At 32.9% G+C, this 22965-nt stretch carries 12 protein-coding genes; 7 read left to right on the forward strand and 5 right to left on the reverse strand.

Annotated features, from left to right (window positions below):
* Window positions 1-18 precede the first annotated feature (18 nt).
* Together KQA_RS0211555 and KQA_RS0211560 are read left to right on the forward strand one after the other, a co-directional pair.
* Window positions 19-2796 carry a bifunctional aconitate hydratase 2/2-methylisocitrate dehydratase gene (locus KQA_RS0211555; RefSeq protein WP_010181292.1) on the forward strand — a complete coding sequence of 926 codons (2778 nt, stop codon included), beginning with the start codon at window positions 19-21 and terminating at the stop codon, window positions 2794-2796.
* 215 nt (window positions 2797-3011) lie between these two features.
* Window positions 3012-5279, forward strand: a complete 2268-nt coding sequence (locus tag KQA_RS0211560) for an aconitate hydratase (RefSeq protein ID WP_010181293.1) — start codon at window positions 3012-3014, stop codon at window positions 5277-5279.
* 412 nt (window positions 5280-5691) lie between these two features.
* Here KQA_RS0211560 and KQA_RS0211565 read toward each other — a convergent pair whose 3' ends face one another.
* Both KQA_RS0211565 and KQA_RS0211570 read right to left on the reverse strand, forming a co-directional pair.
* On the reverse strand, window positions 5692-8244 hold the full coding sequence (locus KQA_RS0211565) for a hypothetical protein (RefSeq protein WP_010181295.1): 2553 nt from the start codon (window positions 8242-8244) through the stop codon (window positions 5692-5694).
* A 136-nt stretch (window positions 8245-8380) separates the two neighbouring features.
* Window positions 8381-8980, reverse strand: a complete 600-nt coding sequence (locus KQA_RS0211570; protein WP_010181297.1) for a ribonuclease HII — start codon at window positions 8978-8980, stop codon at window positions 8381-8383.
* A gap of 87 nt (window positions 8981-9067) precedes the next feature.
* On the opposite strand from KQA_RS0211570, the gene KQA_RS0211575 reads away from it, so the two are divergent.
* The 3 genes from KQA_RS0211575 to KQA_RS0211585 all read left to right on the forward strand — a co-directional run bounded on the left by KQA_RS0211575 (window position 9068) and on the right by KQA_RS0211585 (window position 14930).
* Complete coding sequence (locus tag KQA_RS0211575; RefSeq protein WP_010181299.1) at window positions 9068-11110, forward strand: putative porin; 2043 nt, start codon at window positions 9068-9070, stop codon at window positions 11108-11110.
* A gap of 126 nt (window positions 11111-11236) precedes the next feature.
* Window positions 11237-13684, forward strand: a complete 2448-nt coding sequence (priA, locus tag KQA_RS0211580) for a replication restart helicase PriA (RefSeq protein ID WP_010181301.1) — start codon at window positions 11237-11239, stop codon at window positions 13682-13684.
* Window positions 13685-13982: 298 nt separating this feature from the next.
* Window positions 13983-14930, forward strand: coding sequence for a fasciclin domain-containing protein (locus tag KQA_RS0211585; protein WP_010181303.1), 948 nt, complete (start codon window positions 13983-13985; stop codon window positions 14928-14930).
* Window positions 14931-15030: 100 nt separating this feature from the next.
* Here KQA_RS0211585 and KQA_RS0211590 read toward each other — a convergent pair whose 3' ends face one another.
* The 3 genes from KQA_RS0211590 to pheT all read right to left on the reverse strand — a co-directional run bounded on the left by KQA_RS0211590 (window position 15031) and on the right by pheT (window position 19368).
* Complete coding sequence (locus tag KQA_RS0211590) at window positions 15031-15798, reverse strand: DUF547 domain-containing protein (RefSeq protein WP_040396319.1); 768 nt, start codon at window positions 15796-15798, stop codon at window positions 15031-15033.
* A 260-nt stretch (window positions 15799-16058) separates the two neighbouring features.
* Window positions 16059-16778: a hypothetical protein gene (locus KQA_RS0211595; RefSeq protein WP_010181306.1), complete on the reverse strand. Its 720-nt coding sequence runs from the start codon at window positions 16776-16778 to the stop codon at window positions 16059-16061.
* Window positions 16779-16941: 163 nt separating this feature from the next.
* Window positions 16942-19368, reverse strand: a complete 2427-nt coding sequence (gene pheT / locus KQA_RS0211600) for a phenylalanine--tRNA ligase subunit beta (RefSeq protein WP_010181308.1) — start codon at window positions 19366-19368, stop codon at window positions 16942-16944.
* Window positions 19369-19555: 187 nt separating this feature from the next.
* Between pheT and pta the strand changes: the two genes are divergently transcribed.
* Window positions 19556-21649, forward strand: a complete 2094-nt coding sequence (gene pta / locus KQA_RS0211605) for a phosphate acetyltransferase (protein WP_010181310.1) — start codon at window positions 19556-19558, stop codon at window positions 21647-21649.
* Window positions 21650-21732: 83 nt separating this feature from the next.
* The gene (locus KQA_RS0211610; protein ID WP_010181311.1) at window positions 21733-22920 is read left to right on the forward strand and encodes an acetate/propionate family kinase; all 1188 of its coding nucleotides are present in this window, start codon (window positions 21733-21735) and stop codon (window positions 22918-22920) included.
* Window positions 22921-22965 lie beyond the last annotated feature (45 nt).

Below are 22965 nucleotides of genomic sequence, written 5' to 3' on the forward strand. Positions count from 1 at the left end.
GAAAAGACTTCTATTTATATGAATACTTACAAAGATTACATCAAGGAAATTGAAGAGAGAAAGGGGTTAAACCTACATCCTAAGCCAATTGACGGAGGTGAGTTACTTACTGAAATTATAGCTAAAATCAAGGATGCTGATAATGCACATAGAGAAGATTCTATTAACTTCTTTATATATAATGTTTTACCAGGTACAACAAGTGCAGCTGTTGTAAAAGCTAAATTTTTAAAGGAAATAATCCTTGGAGAAGCTATTGTAAAAGAAATTACACCTGCTTTTGCTTTTGAACAATTATCACATATGAAGGGTGGGCCTTCTGTTGAAGTATTGTTGGATTTAGCTCTAGGTAGCGATGCTGCTATTGCTAATGAAGCAGCTAAGGTATTAAAGACTCAAGTATTTTTATATGAATCAGATACAGAGCAATTAGAAAAAGCTTATAAAGGAGGTAATGTTATTGCTAAAGAGTTGATAGAGAGTTATGCTCAAGCAGAATTTTTTACAAAATTACCAGAAATAGAAGAGGAGATTGAAGTAGTAACTTATATTGCTGGTGTAGGTGATATATCTACAGATTTATTATCACCAGGAGCTGATGCGCATTCAAGATCAGATCGTGAATTGCACGGACAGTGTATGTTTGAGCATAATAAAGAAATGCAACAAGAATTGTTAGCTTTAAAGAAGCAACACCCTAATAAGCGTGTGATGTTAATTGCTGACAAAGGAACGATGGGAGTAGGATCTTCAAGAATGTCAGGAGTAAATAATGTGGCATTATGGACAGGAATTCCTTCAAGTCCTTATGTACCTTTTATTAATATTGCACCAGTAATTGCTGGTACTAATGGTATTGCACCAATCTTTTTAACAACGGTTGGCGTAACTGGTGGTATTGGTATCGATTTAAAGAACTGGGTAAAGCAGAAAGATGCAGAAGGGAATACCATTGTTGATGAAGATGGAGAGCCAATCTTAAAAGAAGCATATTCTGTAGCTACAGGTACAGTGCTTACAATTAACACAAAAGAGAAAAAATTATATAAAGGAGACAAAGAGTTAAAAGATATTTCTACAGCTTTAACACCACCAAAAATGGAGTTTATTAAAGCAGGAGGTTCTTACGCAGTGGTTTTCGGTAAAAAATTGCAAACATTTGCTTGTAAAGTTTTAGGAATAGACGTCCCTCAAGTATACGCTCCTTCAAAAGAAGTATCTATAGAAGGGCAAGGTTTAACAGCAGTTGAAAAAATATTCAACAGAAATGCAGTAGGAACTACTCCAGGTAAAACATTGTACGCAGGTTCAAATGTTAGGGTTGAAGTAAACATTGTAGGTTCTCAAGATACTACAGGTTTAATGACTTCTCAAGAGTTAGAAATGATGGCTGCTACAGTTATTTCTCCAATTGTTGATTGTGGTTACCAATCAGGGTGTCATACAGCTTCAGTGTGGGATGATAAGTCAAAAGCTAACATTCCAAGACTAATGAATTTTATGAATGATTTTGGATTAGTTACTGCCCGTGACCCCAAAGGGAAATATCACGCGATGACTGATGTAATTCATAAAGTGTTAAATGACATTGCTGTTGATGATTGGGATGTAATTATTGGTGGAGATTCCCATACACGTATGGCAAAAGGAGTAGCTTTTGGTGCAGATTCGGGAACAGTTGCTTTAGCATTAGCTACAGGGGAGGCTACTATGCCAATTCCAGAGTCGGTAAAGGTTACCTTTAAAGGGGAGATGAAGCCTTATATGGATTTCCGTGATGTTGTTCATGCTACTCAAGAGCAGATGCTAAATCAGTTTGAAGGAGAAAATGTTTTTCAAGGAAAAATCATTGAAGTGCATATTGGAACGTTGACTTCTGATCAAGCATTTACATTTACAGATTGGACTGCAGAAATGAAAGCAAAAGCATCTATCTGTATTTCTGAAGATGATACTTTAATTGAATCATTAGAAATTTCTAGAGATCGTATTCAAATTATGATTGATAAGGGTATGGATAACCCTAAACAAGATCTTAAAGGATTGGTTGATAAAGCAAATAACCGTATCAACGAAATTAAAACAGGAACTAAATCGGCATTAAAGCCAGATGCAGATGCTAAATATTATCAAGAAGTTGTTATTGATCTAGATAAGATTGTTGAGCCAATGATTGCTGATCCAGATGTATATAATGAAGATGTATCTAAACGATACACACACGATTGTATAAATCCATTATCTTTTTACGGAGGAACTAAAAAAGTAGATTTAGGATTTATTGGATCTTGTATGATTCATAAAGGAGATATGCAAATTTTAGCTCAAATGTTAAAGAATATTGAGAAACAACAAGGTAAGGTTGTATTCAATGCACCTTTAGTTGTTGCGCCTCCAACATATAATATCGTTGATGAGCTAAAAGCAGAAGGAGATTGGGATGTTTTGGTTAAATATTCTGGTTTTGAGTTTGATGATAGTGCCCCAAAAGGTTTAGCACGTACCAAGTATGAAAATATGTTGTATTTAGAACGTCCAGGGTGTAACTTATGTATGGGTAACCAAGAAAAAGCAGAACCAGGAGATACAGTAATGGCTACTTCTACACGTTTATTTCAAGGAAGAGTGGTTAGAGATGCTGATGGTAAAAAAGGAGAATCTTTATTATCATCAACTCCAGTAGTAGTGTTATCTACAATTTTAGGTAGAACGCCAACCATGGAAGAGTATGAAGCTGCTGTTGAGGGAATTGTTTTAACTAAATTTAAACCATCGCAAAAGCAATTAGTAGGATAACTAACTAATTCAATAAAATAGAAAAGGGTCAAGTGAATAGCTTGGCCCTTTTTGTGTTTGTGTAAGTTATGAAGTAATTAAAAATGTAATATGTGAATCATTCATAGGTGTTTATATGTTCATTAGGATATGATACAAAGCAGTAGGAATAATTAAAATGTGACGACAAAATTTATTTTTAATTCGTATCTTAATGAACAAAAAATATACTTAAAATGGCATTTGATATAGACATGATTAAAAAGGTGTATAGCCAAGTTGCGGAGCGTGTTAATGCAGCGCGTAAACTGACAGGAAAACCTTTGACATTAGCAGAAAAGATTCTCTATTCTCATTTGTGGGAAGCTAAAGTTACTAAGACATTTACTAGAGGGAAAGATTATGTGGATTTTGCTCCTGATCGTATTGCTTGTCAGGATGCTACTGCGCAAATGGCATTATTGCAATTTATGCAGGCTGGAAAAAATAAAGTCGCCGTACCTACAACTGTACATTGTGATCACTTAATCCAAGCTAAAGAAGGTGCTATTGCCGATTTAAAAAACGCGAATAGTGTAAGTAGTGAAGTATTTAATTTTTTAGAATCAGTTTCCAATAAATACGGAATCGGTTTTTGGAAACCAGGAGCAGGGATTATTCATCAAGTAGTATTGGAAAATTATGCTTTTCCTGGAGGAATGATGATTGGTACAGATTCACATACAGTAAATGCAGGTGGATTAGGAATGATTGCTATAGGTGTTGGTGGTGCAGATGCTGTTGATGTTATGGCAGGAATGGCTTGGGAATTAAAATTTCCAAAATTGATTGGTGTAAAGTTAACTGGGAAATTATCTGGTTGGACGGCACCCAAAGATGTTATTTTAAAAGTGGCTGAAATTCTTACTGTAAAAGGAGGAACGGGAGCTATTGTTGAATATTTTGGACCTGGGGCAGTATCTATGTCATGTACAGGTAAAGGTACTATTTGTAATATGGGAGCCGAAATTGGAGCAACCACTTCAACCTTTGGTTATGATGAGTCTATGGAGCGTTATTTACGTTCAACCGATCGTGCCGATGTTGCGGATGCTGCAAATGCAGTAAAAGAGCATTTAACAGGGGATAGTGAAGTATATGCTAATCCTGAACAATATTTTGATGAAGTGATTGAAATTGATTTATCGGAGCTAGGTCCCTTATTAAACGGACCCTTTACGCCAGATTTGTCCACAGCAGTTGGTAAGACAATGACAGAGAAGGCAACCAAAAATGAGTGGCCTTTGCAAGTAGAATGGGGGTTAATTGGTTCGTGTACCAATTCTTCTTACGAGGATTTGTCTAGAGCTTCATCAATCGCACAGCAAGCCATTGATAAAGGAATTAAAATGAAAGCAGAATTGGGAATTAATCCAGGCTCGGAGCAAGTAAGGTATACGGCTGATCGAGATGGAATACTTGGTATTTTTGAAAAATTAGATGCCAAAATATTTACAAATGCCTGTGGGCCTTGTATAGGTCAATGGGCGAGGTATAGTGATCCTAAAAATGCACCAAAAAACAGTATAGTACATTCATTTAACAGAAATTTTGCCAAACGTGCAGATGGGAATCCTAATACGCATGCCTTTGTTGCCTCGCCAGAATTAACTGCGGCAATTGCGATCTCTGGGCGATTAGATTTTAATCCATTAACAGATAAGTTACTTACCGAAAATGGAGATGAAGTAATGTTTGATGAACCCACTGGATGGGAATTACCTCCAAAAGGTTTTGAAGTGAAGGACAATGGATATTTAGCACCTGTCTCGGATGGAAGTGGTGTGGAAGTTAATGTGAGTCCAACATCTGAAAGATTACAATTATTAACACCATTTGAACCCATTGGAAATACGATTGCTGGAGCCAAATTATTAATCAAAGCCTTTGGAAAATGTACTACAGATCATATTTCTATGGCAGGTCCTTGGCTACGTTTTCGTGGGCATTTAGATAATATTTCAAATAATTGTTTAATTGGAGCGGTAAATGCCTTTGGTAAAAAAACGAATTTGGTTAAAAATCAATTGACAGGTGATTTGGGTGCTGTACCAGATACTGCTCGTGCCTATAAAGCTGCTGGTGTAAAAAGTATTGTGGTTGGTGATCATAATTATGGAGAAGGTTCATCAAGAGAGCATGCGGCTATGGAACCACGTCATTTAGGTGTAGCAGCAGTAATTGTAAAGTCTTTTGCGCGTATTCATGAAACCAATTTGAAAAAACAAGGGATGTTAGGACTTACTTTTGCAAATGAAGCTGATTATGATTTAATATTAGAAGATGATACCTTCAATTTTAGTGATTTAAATGAATTTGCACCTGGAAAACAACTTAGGTTAGAAGTGCTTCATGCCGATGGAAGTAGTGATAGCATTATGTTGAATCATACATATAATCAATCACAAATTGATTGGTACAACGAAGGCTCTGCCTTGAATTTAATTAAAAAACAAAATGCTTAATAGTGGATTGTGAGATGGAGCTTCGCAATGTGTATTGAATGTTTTATACACATCAAACTCCTTTTTAATTTTAGCATTGCATCTCTATGATTAAATTAAAAGTACAGTGAAACGTATAGTTTAGCAGCGATTTCGATATAGAATAAATTTTCTATTGCATATTAATATTTTGATTAGTGCATTTTGAATGACACAATTAATCTTTAAAAATGTTGAATGTTAAGAAAGAAATTTTGTGAACACATAAAATGAAAATTTATGCTGAAAGTCACTAATTGCTGTATTTTCATAAATATTAGAAAATTCAAACCCCGTTTTTAGCTCTTAATAGCTATTTTCGGGGTCTTTTTTTACAAAACAGAATATAACTGTATTTCAATGGTAAATACTATTAATAGTTAACTAAATAACCTTAATTCATTTCATAAAATAGCAGACTATTTTTTTCTCCAATAGTTATGATTTCTAAAGCATTGTCTTTATCGGCATTTTTCATGTCAATTAAACTATTACCATAAATGGGAAAACCATTAATAGGTTTAGCATTGCTATCAAATAAATAAATTTTACTTGTTTGTGTATCAGTAATACTCACGTAAACTTTATTATTCAGGTAAAATATTTTAGGTTTAGAATATACTCCGAATTCTAAATCTATTTTTTTGTTTTTTATACTTAGTGTATTCTCAGCAAAGGAAACCCAAGTTTTTAATGTCGCATCAATTTGTGTGTTTTCAATACCAATAGGAGGGTTTGTTTTACTAAGCTTACCCGAAGTAGTAATTTGAGTTAATTTTAAATCAGCAGTAAGGGAGGCAAATGAGTTATTATACCAATACCACTCATTAGTGGTTTCGGTAGTACCTCCTGATTTTATTTTAATACGCTTTTTACCCGTTCGGCTTAAAAAATGGACTCCCGTATTACTTTCATTTACTACAATATAATCTTTGGATCCAACTTTTATGTGTTTTGGAGGATGAGTAATACGACCTTTTGCATTGTTTTTAAAACGAAAGCCTTTCACGGATTGGCCTTTGTTGTCAAACATTTTAATTTTATCATTTAAAACAACTGCAATGCGGTATTTTCTTTTCTTATCATAATCAAAAACTGCCACAGGTTGGGTAATGGTGGAGGTAAACGTTAATGGGAAAGGTGCTACATTATTTCCATTTCTATCAAGTACATGTAATTTATTGGGGGTAGTAAAAATTAGTTGTAAACGTCCATTACGGTACATGTCTATTTGTTGAATTTTACCTAAAATAGGAGCTCCTATTTCCTTTTGCCATAAAATTTTCCCAGTATTATTAATGAGTGTTAATTCATTGTTTTGATCTTGTGCAATAACATCCATGCCTTTGGTCAAATGATTTTTTACAAATTGTGGAGTACCACTAATGTTATTTTCCAATACGGTACTGGCTGTTTGACCTACTTTAATAAAATCAGAACGTTTCGATTCTGATTTCGAAATTACTTGATGTATATGTGTGAAATTATTATCAGTTGTACATTGGATAGCAGCAAGTTTATAATCGGCATTGTTAGTTTTTTTCCAGCTTTCAGTATATGTTTCAGCTACATTTAAAGCTAATTTAGGAATTAAGCTTTTTGTGTTTTGGAGGTGAAGTATGCTACTCTGGTTTGCAATTTGATCTGAAAAATTAGTATACCAATTTTTGCTAGGTAGGACATCTTCATTTTTTGAAGCTGTTATAATATCTTTTAATACATTTTTATCATTGGCAAAAACAACAAAATTTGTAATTTGTATATAATAATTGGCATCATTAAAATTTTGAATAAGTGGGGCTAACTTTTCATTAAAATTGATAGATTCTTCTAATTTCGAAATGGTAAAGTCTCTAAAGGCTTCATTATTCTCTTCAGTTGGCAGGTATGATGGCACATCGAGTGTTTCGTCAATTAACGAAAAAGCCAGTGCTTTTTCATTGGATAATCGTATGACACCAAATTCATCTGTTTCCGTTAAAAAATCATCCAGTACATCATTTTTTAAATCAGCATCTTTATGATTATATTGGGTAATATTAGTGTTTAATTGTGAATAGTTGTCATAAGTATACGAAGTAAAACTTTTAAAATTTGCAGGTGTAATTTTTGCTAACTGATTACTTTGAGCTCTAGTGTTATTAAAAAGATTCATAAAATCATAAATAGAATCTTTAGCTCTATATACCCCATCAAAAGTAATGGTATTACTATCTACTTTAAAATCACCAGCAGTCCAACCACTCCAATTTTTTGTTTCAAAAGTACTGGTATCATAATTTGGAAATAATCGTTGAATAATGTCCAAATTATTTTTATTGTTAACCACAACCGAAAAGGAGTTGTTATTGGCTTCCAATACTTTAAAACTTTCAGTGTAAGGGTTAGTGCTTTTGTTTTTGGGCTTGTTTTGATATTGTCTAATACTATTTTCAACTAGCAATTTATTGTCCGAAGCAATCCAAGTACTATCCAATGTAGTGGTATAAAATGTTTTTTCATTTATAGTTACTTCATTATACTCTGTATTGTTATAAGTAAAATTACCAGTAGTATATTTTTTTATTTTTTCAGCGCTAAGCAAATTATGCTTTAATGGAGTTATTAGAGTATAGCCTAAGTCTGTTTTTCCAATAGGAGAATAACATAAATAAAAGTCATGTTTTTTGGGAGTTAAAAGTTTAAATCCTCCGATGTTTTTAAAGTAATTAACTAATACATTTTTTTTGTTTTCAGCTATAAGTGAGTTATTGCTAAAATGTGATTGTATTTGTTTTAAGTTATTTCCTTTAATAACAAAACTAGTATTTGCAGGAATAAAAGGAATAGGGGAGTTTGATTTAGTAGTTTTTTGGGTACATCCAACTATAAAGATGATTAAACTAGTAAAAAAGAGTGTTTTTAAAAACGTCGATTTGTATTTAGGGATACTATTTTGTGCTGACATATAGGTGTTGCTGTAGCTTTATTCTTTAACTAAAAAACATATGTAATTCCTTACAAAAATACAGAAGTGATTTAAACTTTTTTAATTGAAACGTAAAACAGTTCGTTTTTATTCGTTCTATATGAATTTTTATGCTCTAAAGCGGTAAAGTATATTGTTCTGGTAATAGTTTAAATCCCATTCTATGATATTTTGTTGCTCCATGAGTGCGTATAGCATCCCTGTGGGTTTTGGTTGGGTATCCTTTGTTTTTTTTCCAGCCATACATGGGGAATTCCATATCAATTTTTTGCATATACTCATCTCGGTAGGTTTTTGCTAGTACAGATGCGGCTGCAATATTTACATACTTACCATCACCTTTAACAATACACTCATGCGGAATGTTTGTAACAGGAGTAAATTTATTACCGTCTACTAATATAAATTCGGGAGTAGGGCGGAGTTGTAAAATTGAGCGCTGCATAGCAGCTATTGAGGCATGGAGGATATTTAATTTTTGAATTTCATCCATAAAAACATGAGTAACTTGAAATGAGATAGCTTCTTTTTCAATGATTTTACGTAATATATTTCTGTTTTTTTCGGTCAATTTTTTGGAATCATTGAGCAAAGGATTTTTAAAATCATCAGGGAGTAATACAGCGGCGGCAGTTACTGGACCAGCTAAGCAGCCTCGACCAGCTTCGTCTGTTCCACATTCAAGTAAATCGGGATGTTTTTTTAGTATAAGCAAAATACAAAATTGAAGGGCCTAATATATGTATAAAAAACATATTTTTGTCACTATGCTGGACAGGTTTCAGTATCTATAGTTAGTAGTATGAAACAATTCAGTTTATTATTTTTTATAATAGTATTTTCCTTAGCGGGAAAAGCACAAGTAAATTCGGGAGGGACAGCTGATCCAAATTCTGTAAATGAAGAGGATAGTAGTTCCAAACGAAAATTTTCTGGACCTAAGGAGAAGAAAAAAAAGCCTCCTATTGAATTGTATAAAATTATTTCTGCAGAGCGAGATACGACTTATTTAGATACTACTTTGAGTATACAAAAAGATTATAAGTTCAATTATTTAAGGAAAGACGACTTTGAATTTGTTCCATTTCCTAATGTCGGAAGTCCTTATGTTCAATTAGCAAAGCAAGAAAAATATTTTGAGGTAATGCCACATTTTGGGGCGCGAACAAGGCATTTAGCTTATTTAGAAGCAAAGGATATTAATTATTACAGTGTACCCACGCCGCTTACAGATTTATACTATAAAACAGCGGTAGATCAAGGACAGCAGTTGGATGCTTTTTTAACCGTAAATACATCACCAAATGTTAATTTTTCAATAGCCTACAAAGGGATTCGTTCATTAGGGGATTATATAAATTCATTAACTAGTACGCGTGCTTTTCGGAGTACTTTGAGCTATACTATGCCTAATAAACGTTATACAACAAATTTTCATTTTGCAGATCAAAGCATTTTTAATGAAGAAAATGGAGGACTTAGCGGTCAAGATTTACTACAGTTTTTAGAAGCAAATGAGAATTTTGATAATCGTAGTTCATTTGATCCTTCATTTATATCGGGTGGAAATGAATTGGAAGGAAAACGTTTGTATTTAGATCACGAGTATCGAATTTTTATGAAAGATACGTTACAAACTAATGAATTATCCGTTAGACATAAACTAGAATACACAACAAAGCAATATACGTTTACACAAGAGAATGCGACTGAAGCTATTTTTGGTGAAGCCGAAAATACAGGTAGTTTTAGGGATAAAACCGAACTGGAATATTTAACAAATCAATTAGGCTTACAATATTCAAATGATTATTTAGGTGAGTTAAGTTTTTTTGTTAAGTACAGTAGCTATAATTATGGATATGATAAAGTGATTATTCAGAGTAGGTTGGAAAATGAGGATACCAATCCAATAGTTATCAATACGGGAGTTATTGAGGATAGATTATCCGGAGATGTACTTTCATTTGTGGCACATTATAAAAACAAGTATAAAGGTTTTTTGTTAGAAGGGGATGCGCAATCTACTATTTCTGGAGAGTATGAAAATCAATACTTTTTTGGGCAAGCGGGCTATCAATACAAGGATGATATTAGTGTAAAATTTGGATACCGTTTAGCTTCTGAAGCGCCCAATTACAATTACTTATTAAATCAAAGTAATTTTATTGAATACAATTGGCAAAATGATTTTAAAAATGTAATAACAAATACTTTTTCGGCAAACATTGATGCTAAAAAAATAGCAAATTTAGAAGGTTCATATAGCATAATAAGTGATTATACTTATTTTGGAAGGAGGGAGGTTCCTTTTCCTTCAACCAGTATAGGTGGGAGTCTAGTTGAAGAGACTACAAGTGTTTCTACTCCCATACAGACAAGTACCGTAATTAATTTGTTTAAATTAAAAGCTTTTCGTGAGTTTAAATTTAAAAATTTCCGATTGGCTAATACTATATTATTTCAGCAAGCTATTGGTAATGATATTGAACAAATTTACAATGTACCTCAGTTTGTAACGCGTAATTCTTTGTATTACCAAAATAAAATATTTAAGCGTGCGATGTTTGTACAAATAGGCTTAAATTTTAAATACTTTACGAGTTACTTTACCGATGGTTATGATCCATTAATTGCCGAAAATTATGTGCAAAGCACTCAAAAATTTGGTGATCATCCAATGGTAGACGTTTTTTTAAATGCCAAAGTACGTCAAACTCGTATATTTTTTAAATTAGAAAATGCACAGCATTTATTGAAAAAAAATACAGAGCTGGTAGCTCCAGGTTTTCCTTCGCGAGATTTTTTAATTCGTTTTGGTTTAGTTTGGAATTTCTTTTTGTAAAAGTAAAATTGAAGTAATATTAATTTTTAAAGTTGAATAGTCTTTACTAAAATGAACTGCATTTAATAGGTGATTTGTTATTAAACAAACATCTATAAAGTAGTATTAGTACCTTTAAGTTTACTTATGACTTATTTTATCGATGTTTTATTGCCTATACCTATTAAACAAACATTTACATATCAAGTAAATGAAGCTGAGGCAAATTTTTTACAAATTGGTATGCGTGTTTCGGTTCCATTTGGGAAGCGAAAGCTTTATGCAGCAATTGTTGTGGGTATTCATAATGATGATCCCGAAATATATGAAGCCAAGGAAATTGATTGTATTTTAGATGAGCATCCCCTGGTTTTAGAAAGTCAATTAGCCTTGTGGAATTGGATGTCCGCGTATTATATGTGCACTCTGGGTGATATGTTAAAAGCAGCATTGCCTTCGGCTTTGTTATTGGAAGGAGAGACTGTTTTAGTGAAAAACAAAGATGTTGAGGTAGATGTTAGTACTTTAAAGGATGATGAATTTTTAGTTTATGAAGCCTTACAATTTTCGAGCAGTCTTAAAATTCAAGAGCTAGTAAAAATTTTAGGTAAAAAAACGGTATTACCTGTAGCTTATTCGTTACTCGATAAAAAGATAATTACGTTAGAGGAATATGTAGTTGAAAAATATACCCCTAAGCTGCAGAAATGGGTAAAATTACATTCGAGTATAACTCCAGAAAAGTTACCACAGGTGTTAGAAGAGTTATCTAATGCGCCTAAACAGCGCGAAGTCTTGTTACATTATTTCACGCTAAGTGGGAAAAAAGAAAAAATAAGTAGTAAAGAAGTATTAGGTTTAGCAAAAGCGACAACTGCCAGTTTAAATAGTTTAGTAAAAAAAGAAATACTAGTTGTTTTTGAAGAACAAATAGACCGAATTAATTACGCCGAAAATCAAACAAGTACTTCAAATGAGTTAAATGAGCATCAAAAAATAGCTTATGGATCGTTACAAATGGCTTTTGAAACTAAGAATGTATGTTTACTTCATGGAGTAACTTCATCTGGTAAAACTGAGATTTATAGCAAGTTTATAAAAACTTCATTAGATAAAAATAAGCAAGTCTTATTTTTACTACCCGAAATAGCCTTAACCACTCAGCTTATTGAACGATTAAAAGTAGTTTTTGGAGCCTATTTAGTTGTATATCATTCACGTTTTTCGGCAAATGAACGTGTTGAGGCATGGCATAGGGTTTTAGCTTCAAAGGGAAAACCACTTTTAGTTGTAGGAGTCCGATCAGCCTTATTTTTACCTTTTCAGGAATTAGATTTTATAGTAATTGACGAGGAACACGAGCAAACGTACAAACAATTTGATCCGGCCCCGCGTTATCATGCGCGAGATGCAGCTATAGTATTAGCGCATAGTTTTAAAGCAAAAGTACTGTTAGGTTCTGCTACACCAAGTGTAGAAACTTATGCCAATGCTCAAAGCGGAAAATATGGATTAGTTACTTTAATAAAAAGGCATAAAAATATTTTAATGCCGGATATAGAACTTGTTGATCTACAAAAAAAATACAATAAGCGTTTAATGAAAGGGCATTTTAGTGATCGCTTGTTGGAAGAAATTCAAGAATCGTTAGATGCAAAGGAGCAAGTAATTTTGTTTCAAAACAGACGTGGTTTTTCATCCATACAAAGTTGTAATACTTGTGGGTATGTACCCCAATGTACACAGTGTGATGTAAGTCTAACTTACCATAAGCATACTAAAAAATTACGTTGTCATTATTGCGGATATCAAATAGCAGAACAATTGGCTTGTCGTGCATGTGGTAGCACACAGTTAACTACGAAAGGCTTAGGTACCGAGCAAGTTGAAGAAGAGCTAAAAGGCTTGTTTCCAAAGCATGTAGTATCGCGTATGGATCAAGATACCACTAGAGGGAAATATGGACATCAAAAGATTATAACAAAATTTGAAGCCCAAGAAATTGATATTCTAGTAGGAACTCAAATGTTAGCTAAAGGTTTGGATTTTAAACGGGTTAATTTGGTTGGCGTTATGAATGCAGATGGTTTACTTAATTTTCCTGATTACAGAGCACATGAACGTACCTATCAATTGTTAAGTCAAGTGGCTGGACGATCGGGGAGGTCAGAAAAAAGAGGGAAAGTGATCATTCAATCCTTCAATCCATTACATCAGATTCTACAGCAAGTATCTGTAAATGATTACTCGAGTATGTGGAAGGATCAAATGAATGAACGAAAGCAATATCAATACCCTCCTTTTTGTAAATTGATTAAGCTTACTTTGCGTCACCGAGATTTTAATAAAACAAATGAAGCAGCAGATTGGTTAGCCAAAGCTTTAAGGAATTCTTTTCAAAAAAATGTTTTTGGCCCCGAGTTTCCAGCTGTGTCTCGTGTTCGGAATCAATACAATAAAAATATTTTACTAAAAATACCACCTGGACAAAGTGTAGCTAAAACTAAATCTTATCTTTTAAAGTTGTTAAAAACATTCGAGAGTATAAAAAATTATAGTGGTGTTCGAGTTATTGTTAATGTAGATGCTGCCTAGTTTGATACAACTTTGCTCTTAATACCCAGTTAGACTCTTATCCATAATTAATTTGGTATCAGAATTTTGTTATGAGTTTTGAAAGCTACCTAAAATTAAGCACTTCAGTAAATCGTATAAATTGTAAAAATCAGATACACTAAAAGAAGCAGCCAAAGTTTTGGACAAGTTGTCTTTTTTTTTGTTTCTATTGTTTTGTAAAACAACGTATTGCTATTTTGTTTATGTTTTTTAACAAAATGTTAAACAAAATAAAAGTATAATTTTACATCTTAGCAGAAACAAAAAATCATTAATTATGAAAACGATCTCAGAATTTTTAAAATTTGCTCTTTTATCAATTATAGTTATGGCTACTTTTTCCTGTAGTGATGATGATGATAATTCTGATATGAAAGATGAAAAGCAAAGCATAGCTGCCATAGTGGAGTCAGGTGAAAATTTCACACTATTAGAAATGGCACTTAAGGATACGGGCTTGTTGAGTACCTTTGAGGGGGAAGGAACCTTTACGGTATTCGCACCAACAGATACAGCATTCCAAGCATTATTAACGGAATTAGGCGTGGAGTATGCCGATTTAACTAAGGAAACTTTAGAGGCTGTTTTGAAAATGCACGTATTAACATCCGTAGTTGCATCAACAGATTTGGAAGAAGGAGCAGCACCAACAACACTGCAAGGTGAAAAAATTACAGTAAGCTTAAATCCAGTCGCTATTACAGATCCAAATATGCGAGTTTCTACGGTTGGTCTAGCTGATTTGGAAGCTACAAATGGAATCATCCATGTTATTGATAAGGTAATTTTGCCAAAACAAGACCCTAAAACAATAGCAGCAATTGTTGAAGAAAGTGCTGATTTTACTTTATTGGAAATGGCTTTAAAGGATGCAGACTTGTTTACTACTTTTGAAGGTGATGGAACATTTACAGTATTTGCACCTACTGATGCCGCATTTCAAGCATTATTGACAGAATTAGGTGTAGCTTATTCAGATTTAACAAAAGAAACTTTAGAAGCTGTTCTAAAAATGCATGTGTTGACATCAGTGGTGGAGTCTAAAGATTTAACTGATGGTGTAACTCCAATGACACTTCAAGGAGAAATGATTACCATTAATTTATCTCCAAACAAAATAACAGATCCTAACAGTAGAGAATCAGCAATCACAGCAGTGGATGTGGCTGCAAAAAATGGTGTGATCCATATTATTGACAAAGTAATTTTACCTTTACAGAAATAATAGAGCGATTCCCCTAAGTTCTGTAATAACAAAAAAGAGTGTTTCAATATAGATTTTTGAAACACTCTTTTTTGTTGTCCCTTATTTGTATATAAAGTAATTAGATAGAATTAAGTCTCCAATCATACTGAACATAACCTTTGCTTTTTTGATTTCGAATTTTTGTTTTACTGTATTTATTTATAAAATCGGTAATACTTTGATTTTCTTCTTTAAAATCACCACCGAACCATGAGAATAATTTAGACAGTTTGTAAGTATATCCCGTAATTTCATTATTTTTTCTGTCATTAATATATTCGGTTGTTTGTCTTTTTAATAGACGATCAAGGTTTTTTCCTTTATAGGGAATTTGTATTACTCTAGGGCATGAATAAGAAGCGCAGTTAATAGCAAAATGAATTCTAGGTTCATTAAATTTTCGTAAAATTTTATGTTCCACATGTCCTAAACTCATTGACTCACCATCAATTTTAAAAAATTCGGTTTTCCATGGATTGTCTATATCTTTTATACTGCTTACAGGATAATTTTTAACAATAAGCTTAAATGTAAATGCATTATATACATTAATCCAGTAGGCTATTTTGTCATTTGTTGTCCAGTCATTATTAATTTTTGTATTAGAAAGGATTGCCAAAAATTCGTCAAGTTTAGCCTCTTTATTTTTTAAACTTTTATAGTCAACAAATCCATCTGGTTTAACATACATACTCAATAAAGAATTCCATATGGAGTAGTCCACCTTTTCTTTGACTTCAACAGATCTATAACTATAATTTGATGTCTCAATTTTGTTTATGGAAGGTTGAGAAAATGCTAAAAAGTTAATTAAGAGTAAAATAGGTAATAGGGTAGTTTTTTTCATTTTAAAAGAATGGTTTAATGTGTGTTTGTTTGGTTTGCTAATATCTTTATTTTGAATATTTGAATTGCTTTTATTCGTTATAAAGATATTTTTAATCGACAAAACACTTTTTTTTAACGTTTAAATGCTTTTTAAAATATGAAAGTACCGTATTTTATATTGGTTCAATTTAGAAAATAGTGGAGTGGTGATAAAAAAGAAGATTTGCTACATACATGAGCATGTAGCATATAACTATAGCAGAATCGTGTTAAGAAGGTTTAATTGTAGTATTTGCTATTCCAAATAGCTGTATTAAAGTTTTTTCCTTTGGCAAAGCCATAATATAATACCACAGCAACCACAGATTTAAACATAAAAAGTAATTCAATAAAAAAACCGATACTTGGGTTTTGAGCAGGAGAAAACATTCCTTCCGGAATGAGTAAGGTAATTACAAGGCTGGTAAAAAAACAAAGTAACAAGGTGTTCTCAAAACTTTTGAAAAACCAAGCCCAAATTTTACGTAATGGATGCACATCATTTCCCCATTTATGAACAAAATAGTAGTAATCATTTTCTATAGGAATAAACAACAATGGGTCATCTGCATTTTTTAATTTGAATAAACTTGAAGGTGCGATTACCTTAAAGTTGAAAAAGGCAGTTTCGTGCTTGCGTTCTAAATCTTTTATTTTTGAAATAGCTTCAACTGGATAATCTCCTTTAAAATAATGGGTACTTAAAAAACGAAGTCTGTAAGTGATACATATTTTTTTTATGTCATTTATATGATAAATATGATCAGGATTGAGTGCATTTACGTCAAAGTGGTTACCAGGTGTGTTGTCTGTTACTTTTTGTTGAAGTCTATCTAGAATTGAAATATCAGTCTCATGACTTTTTTTCCATATATTTTCAAGTTCTTGTAAAAAAGCATTGTGGGCAGGAATGTCTTTTTGTTTTTTTAATTCTTGAGCTAAATCAACGCGAAACTTCATGATCATTAGTTTTACATAAAGTTACTTAAAACGCGTATGACACAAAAGTTAAAATTGTATTGATAATAAAAAACCTACAGTAAAAGCTTACTATAGGTTTTTATTAAGTGTTGAAAAGCTAAAAAAAAGCAGTTCAAGCTAAAGTTTTTATAGAAAAAATTAGTTAGCGTAATTCGGCACCAAGTTCTTTTTCAAAACTTTGCTGTAGCTTATTCATTATTTTATCAATTTGTTTATCGGTAAGTGTTTTGTTTTTATCGTGTAATTTAAAGCTTACTGCATATGATTTTTTTCCTTCGGGAAGGTTTTTACCTTGGTATACATCAAAAAGGCTCACCTCTTTAAGTAATTTCTTTTCTTGTTTTAAAGCTAAATCATGAATTTGCTTGTAGGTAATGGTGTCATTAAGTAATAACGCAAAATCCCTACGTGCAGCCTGAAATTTAGAAATTTCACTTACTTTAATGTTTTTACTTTTAAGGTTGCCAATTATTGTACCCCAATTAAAGTCAGCAAATAAAACAGGTTGCGATACACTAAAAGATTTAGTTATTTTTGGGTTAACAACCCCTAAATCAACTAGTACATTGTTTCCTTGGTTTAAACTAATTCCTTCAGAAAATACCGAAGAGGTTGTTGGAACTGTCTGTAAATTTTGAACACCCATACGTTCAAAAATACGTTCGACAATAGCTTTTAAGAAAAAGAAACTACTCTTTTGTTGTGGGCTTAACCAGCTTTCATCATGTTGGTTACCTGTTACAAACAAACTTAAATGTTTGTTTTCAATATTTTCTTCCGCTGCTTTATGATAAGTTTTTCCAAATTCAAAAAGTTTTAGGTCGGCGTTTTTTCGGTTAATATTATAGCTAATAGCTTCTAAACCAGAAAAAAGTAATGATTGTCTCATTACCGAAAGGTCTGCGCTTAATGGGTTTAAGATGTTGACATTTTCGGTTTCATTCAATTCACTAACCAACTCAATATATTTAGGAGTAGTCAATGAGTTGGCCATAATTTCGGAAAAACCTTGTCCTACTAATTGTTCGGCAATTGTATTTTGAACTTTATAGTCTTCAATTTTGTTTACACCGGCTATGGATGCATTTAATTTAGTAGTAAAGCCAATATTATTGTAGCCGTATACACGTAAAATTTCTTCAATAACATCAGCTTCACGCTGTACGTCATTACGGTAAGCAGGTATGGTTAAACCTAGACCAGCTTCGGTTACATTGTTAATTTTTATATCAAGTGAGGATAATATACTTTTTATAGTCTCCTTAGGAATTTCTTCTCCAATAAGTTTTGCAGTATTCTCAAAAGATAGGAATACCTGAAAATCTTCAATTTTTTTAGGATATAAATCCGTGATATCACTTGTAATTGAGCCACCGGCTAATTCTTGTATTAATAAGGTAGCACGTTTTAAAGCATATTCTGTTGTATTTGGATCAATACCACGTTCAAAACGGAAGGAAGCATCGGTGTTTAAACCATGTCTTTTAGCCGTTTTACGAATACTTACAGGATTAAAATAAGCACTTTCTAGGAATAATTGTGTAGTGGTTTCATTCACACCAGAATTTGCACCTCCAAGAACACCAGCTATACATATAGGGGTGTCACCATCACAAATCATTAAGTCTTCTGCGCTAAGCTTACGTTCAACAGCATCAAGAGTGGTGAATTTAGTTCCCTCAGCTAAGGTTTTAACATTAATTTTCCCGGTCGAAATTGTAGCCGCATCAAAAGCATGTAGGGGCTGACCTAGTTCATGCATTACATAATTTGTAATGTCGACAATATTATTTTTTGGAGTTAGTCCAATGGATTGTAATCGATTTTTTAACCATTCGGGTGATTCTTTTACTTCTACACCAGTAATAGATACTCCACAATACCTAGGTGCAAGTTCATGTTTTTGAACTTTAATATCAATTTTGTGTAATCGATTTTCAATATTAAAGCTACTTACCGAAGGGCTAATAAGTTCTAAAGTAATTCCCTTTTGTTGTAATCCAGCTTTTAAATCACGAGCAGTTCCCCAATGACTCATGGCATCTGCTCGGTTTGGCGTTAAACCAATTTCAAATACTTGGTCATTTTCAATTTCATATACTTCGGCTAAAGGAGTACCGGGTTTTAAATTCGAATCAAGAACAATAATACCATCATGACTTTGGCCAAGACCAAGTTCATCTTCGGCACAGATCATTCCAAAGCTTTCTTCGCCTCGTATTTTTCCTTTTTTTATGGTAAAAGTTTCTCCTTCGGCAGTATATAATTTAGTCCCAATGGTAGCTACAGCAACTTTTTGTCCTTTGGCTACATTAGGCGCACCACAAACAATTTGCACCGGCTGATCATTACCCAAATCAACTTTAGTTACGCTAAGTTTGTCTGCATTTTCATGTTGTGTACATTCCAAAACATGGCCAACAACAATTCCATTTAGTCCACCTTTAATACTTTCAAAAGTATCAATCCCTTCTACTTCAAGACCTAAATCGGTTAATAATTCTCCTGTTTTTTCAGCATCCCAATCAATTTTGATAAATTGTTTTAGCCAGTTATATGAAATTTTCATGTATACAATAATTATAGAGCGCAAATATAACAAACACCGAACGAATATAATATTGTGAATTTAGTTGTTTCTATTTAAAAATATTACTTTATTTAAACTTAATGGGTTTAAAAATTAGCATATTTTTTATGGAGGTTTTTAAACCTCTGAAAGCATAATATGTATCTTTGAGCATAATTTTAAAAAAATGGGGAAAGGACTTTACATTGCTACAAGTGAGCGACATAGTGGAAAATCAATAGTAACCTTGGGGTTAATGAGAACCTTTTTAGGAAGAACTCCAAGAGTGGGTTATTTTAGACCTATAATTGATGATAGTGTTGAAAATCATGTTGATAATCACATCCAAACTGTAGTATCTCATTTTGATTTAGATATCGCTATTGAAGATACTTATGCTTATAAACGTTCCGAAGTATTAGAAAAATATAATGAAGGGAAAGAAGGAGAGGTATTTGATCTGATTATTGAAAAATACCGAAAGTTACAAGATCATTATGATGTAGTTATTGTAGAAGGAACAGATTTTTCGGATACTGGAAGTATTATTGAGTTTGATATTAATGTTCTTATTTGTAAAAATTTAGGCATTCCTGCAATAATAGTAGCTAGTGGAGCACATAAAAAAGTGTCTGAAACCGTTGGGAATTTAAAACTAGCTTGTGATACTTTTAAAGTAAAAAATGTAAAGGTACTAGGCGTAATAGCGAATAAAGTTCCCGAAGATTTAATACAGGATATTACTGATAAATTAAATCAACGGATGTCGCCTGAAATTGATCAAATTGTTATCCCAGTCATCAAATCATTAGTTGATCCTACCATAAAAGAAGTAGTTGATCATTTAAAAGGTAAAGTCTTATTTGGTGAAGAATTTTTAAATAACCAAGCAGGTAGTTTTGGAGTGGGAGCTATGCAACTACATAATTACTTAACCCATTTTAAAGAGAACAGTTTAGTAATTACTCCGGGGGATCGCGCCGATATTATTTTAGGAGCATTACAAGCTAGTGTTTCGAGTAATTATCCAAAAATATCTGGAATTATTTTAACAGGAGGAATTATACCAGAAGAAAGTATTTTAAAACTCATTGAAGGTTTAAAACTTTCTTTACCTATTATTTCTGTTAAAGAAGGTACTTTTGAAGTAACCAATAAAGTTGGTAATATTAAATCGGGTATTTATGCCGATAATACTCAAAAAATTATAACATCAATAGCTACTTTTGAAAAATTTGTAAATATAGATAGCTTAGCCGATAAGCTAATTACTTTTGAAAGTACCGTAGTTACTCCTCGAATGTTTCAATACAATTTATTGAAGCGTGCGCAAACGCAAAGAAAGCGAATCGTATTACCAGAGGGGTATGATGAAAGGATTATTAGAGCCACTTCAAGGCTTTTGGCTTCGGGAGTTGTGGATGTGATTCTATTAGGGAATGAAGTAAAAATTAAAAATAAAGCAGTAAAATTAGGAGTTCCTTTTGATTTAAAAAGAATGACTATTATTGATCCTGTGAATTCCCCTCATTTTGATGATTATGTACAAACGTTGTATGAGTTGCGTAAGCACAAAAATGTGAATATGGATATGGCCCGTGATTTAATGGCGGATGTATCTTATTTTGGAACTATGATGATTTATAAAGGTCATGCAGATGGAATGGTTTCAGGGGCAGTAAACACCACGCAGCATACCATTAGACCGGCCTTACAATTTATAAAAACTAAACCTACAGCATCTGTGGTATCTTCGGTGTTTTTTATGTGTTTAGAAGGTAGGGTATCCATTTTTGGTGACTGTGCCATTAACCCAAATCCAAATGCAGCTCAATTAGCAGAAATTGCTATAGCCTCTGCCGATACGGCAGTCAATTTTGGTATTGAAGCTAAGATAGCTATGTTGTCTTATTCATCGGGGGATTCTGGTAAAGGAGTGGATGTGGATAAAGTACGTGAAGCCACAAAAATTGTCAAAGAAAAACGTACCGATTTAAAAATCGAAGGACCGATACAGTATGATGCTGCAGTTGATTATGCAGTAGGAAAAAGTAAATTGCCGAACTCTGAGGTAGCGGGGCAGGCAAGTGTATTAATTTTTCCAGATTTAAATACAGGGAATAATACTTATAAAGCGGTACAGAGAGAAACAGGAGCTTTGGCAATAGGCCCAATGCTTCAAGGTTTAAATAAACCTGTTAATGATTTGAGTAGAGGCTGCACGGTTGCTGATATTTACAATACGGTAATTATCACAGCGATACAAGCTCAAGATTTTTAAGTTCAGTTATAAAGGTAGACTTAGGTAAAAAATAGAAAAAATAAACTTCAACAAAATCATCCATTTTAAAAGTTAAAAATAATATGCAAGTACTGGTTATTAATTCTGGGAGTTCGTCGATAAAATTTCAAGTAATTCAAATGCCATCGAGTAATGTAGTTTGTTCTGGTTTGGTTGAACGAATTGGGTTAGATAATGCTAGAATAGTTTATAAAGTAGCTGAAAAAAAACATGAAAAAACAACTGGAATACCAAATCATAAAGTTGGTTTAGAGTTAATTGCAAATTACTTATTAGATTCAGAAATTGGAGTAATTTCAAGTACTAGTGATATAAAAGCAGTTGGACATAGGGTAGTTCATGGAGGGAGTAAGTTTTCGAAAACCGTAGAGGTGAATGATCAAGTAAAGCAGGAAATTAAAGAATTATTTGATTTGGCTCCCTTGCATAATCCAGCAAATTTGGAGGGGATACTTGTCGCTGAAGAAATTTTTAAAACGGCAAAACAAGTAGCCGTTTTTGATACCGCTTTTCATCAAACCATACCTGTTGAGGCTTATAAATATGCAATTCCTAATGAGTTTTTAAAAGATCATAAAATTCGTTTGTATGGTTTTCACGGAACAAGTCATAAGTATGTAACTGAGCAAGCTCGTGCTTATTTAGGAGCAGAAAATTCAAAAAGGATCATAAGTATCCATTTAGGGAATGGATGTAGTATGACAGCTGTAAAAGAAGGTAAGAGTATTGATCATTCGTTAGGTTTTGCACCTATGAACGGGTTAATTATGGGAACCCGCTGTGGGGATATTGATCCATCGGTGGTTTTTTATTTAATAAAGAGTTTAGGGTATTCCTTAGAAGAGGCTAATGATTTGTTAAATAAAAAGAGTGGAATGTATGGTTTAACAGGCTATAGTGACAATAGAGATATTCAAGCAGCGGCAAACAGTGGTGATAAATCAAGTCAGGAAGCTTTGTTGATGAATGCCTATCGTATTAAAAAGTTTATTGGAGCCTATGTAAGTGCTTTAAATGGAGTAGATGCTATAATTTTTACTGCTGGAATTGGGGAGAACTCTTCGGAAACCAGAAGTACCGCTTGTGAATCCATGGACTTTTTTGGGATCAAATTAGACGAAACAAAAAACGCGATTCGTTCCGATGAAATTAGAGAAATACAAGCGGCAGATTCAAGAGTTAAAATATTAGTTATACCAACAAATGAAGAAGCCGAAATAGCAAAACAAGCTTTTGAATTGCTTAGTTAATGTTTTTTTTATTTGAAAGTAAGTATATAAAGGTTACCTCATAGG

It is taken from the genome of Aquimarina agarilytica ZC1, assembly GCF_000255455.1.
Taxonomy (GTDB): Bacteria; Bacteroidota; Bacteroidia; order Flavobacteriales; family Flavobacteriaceae; genus Aquimarina; species Aquimarina agarilytica.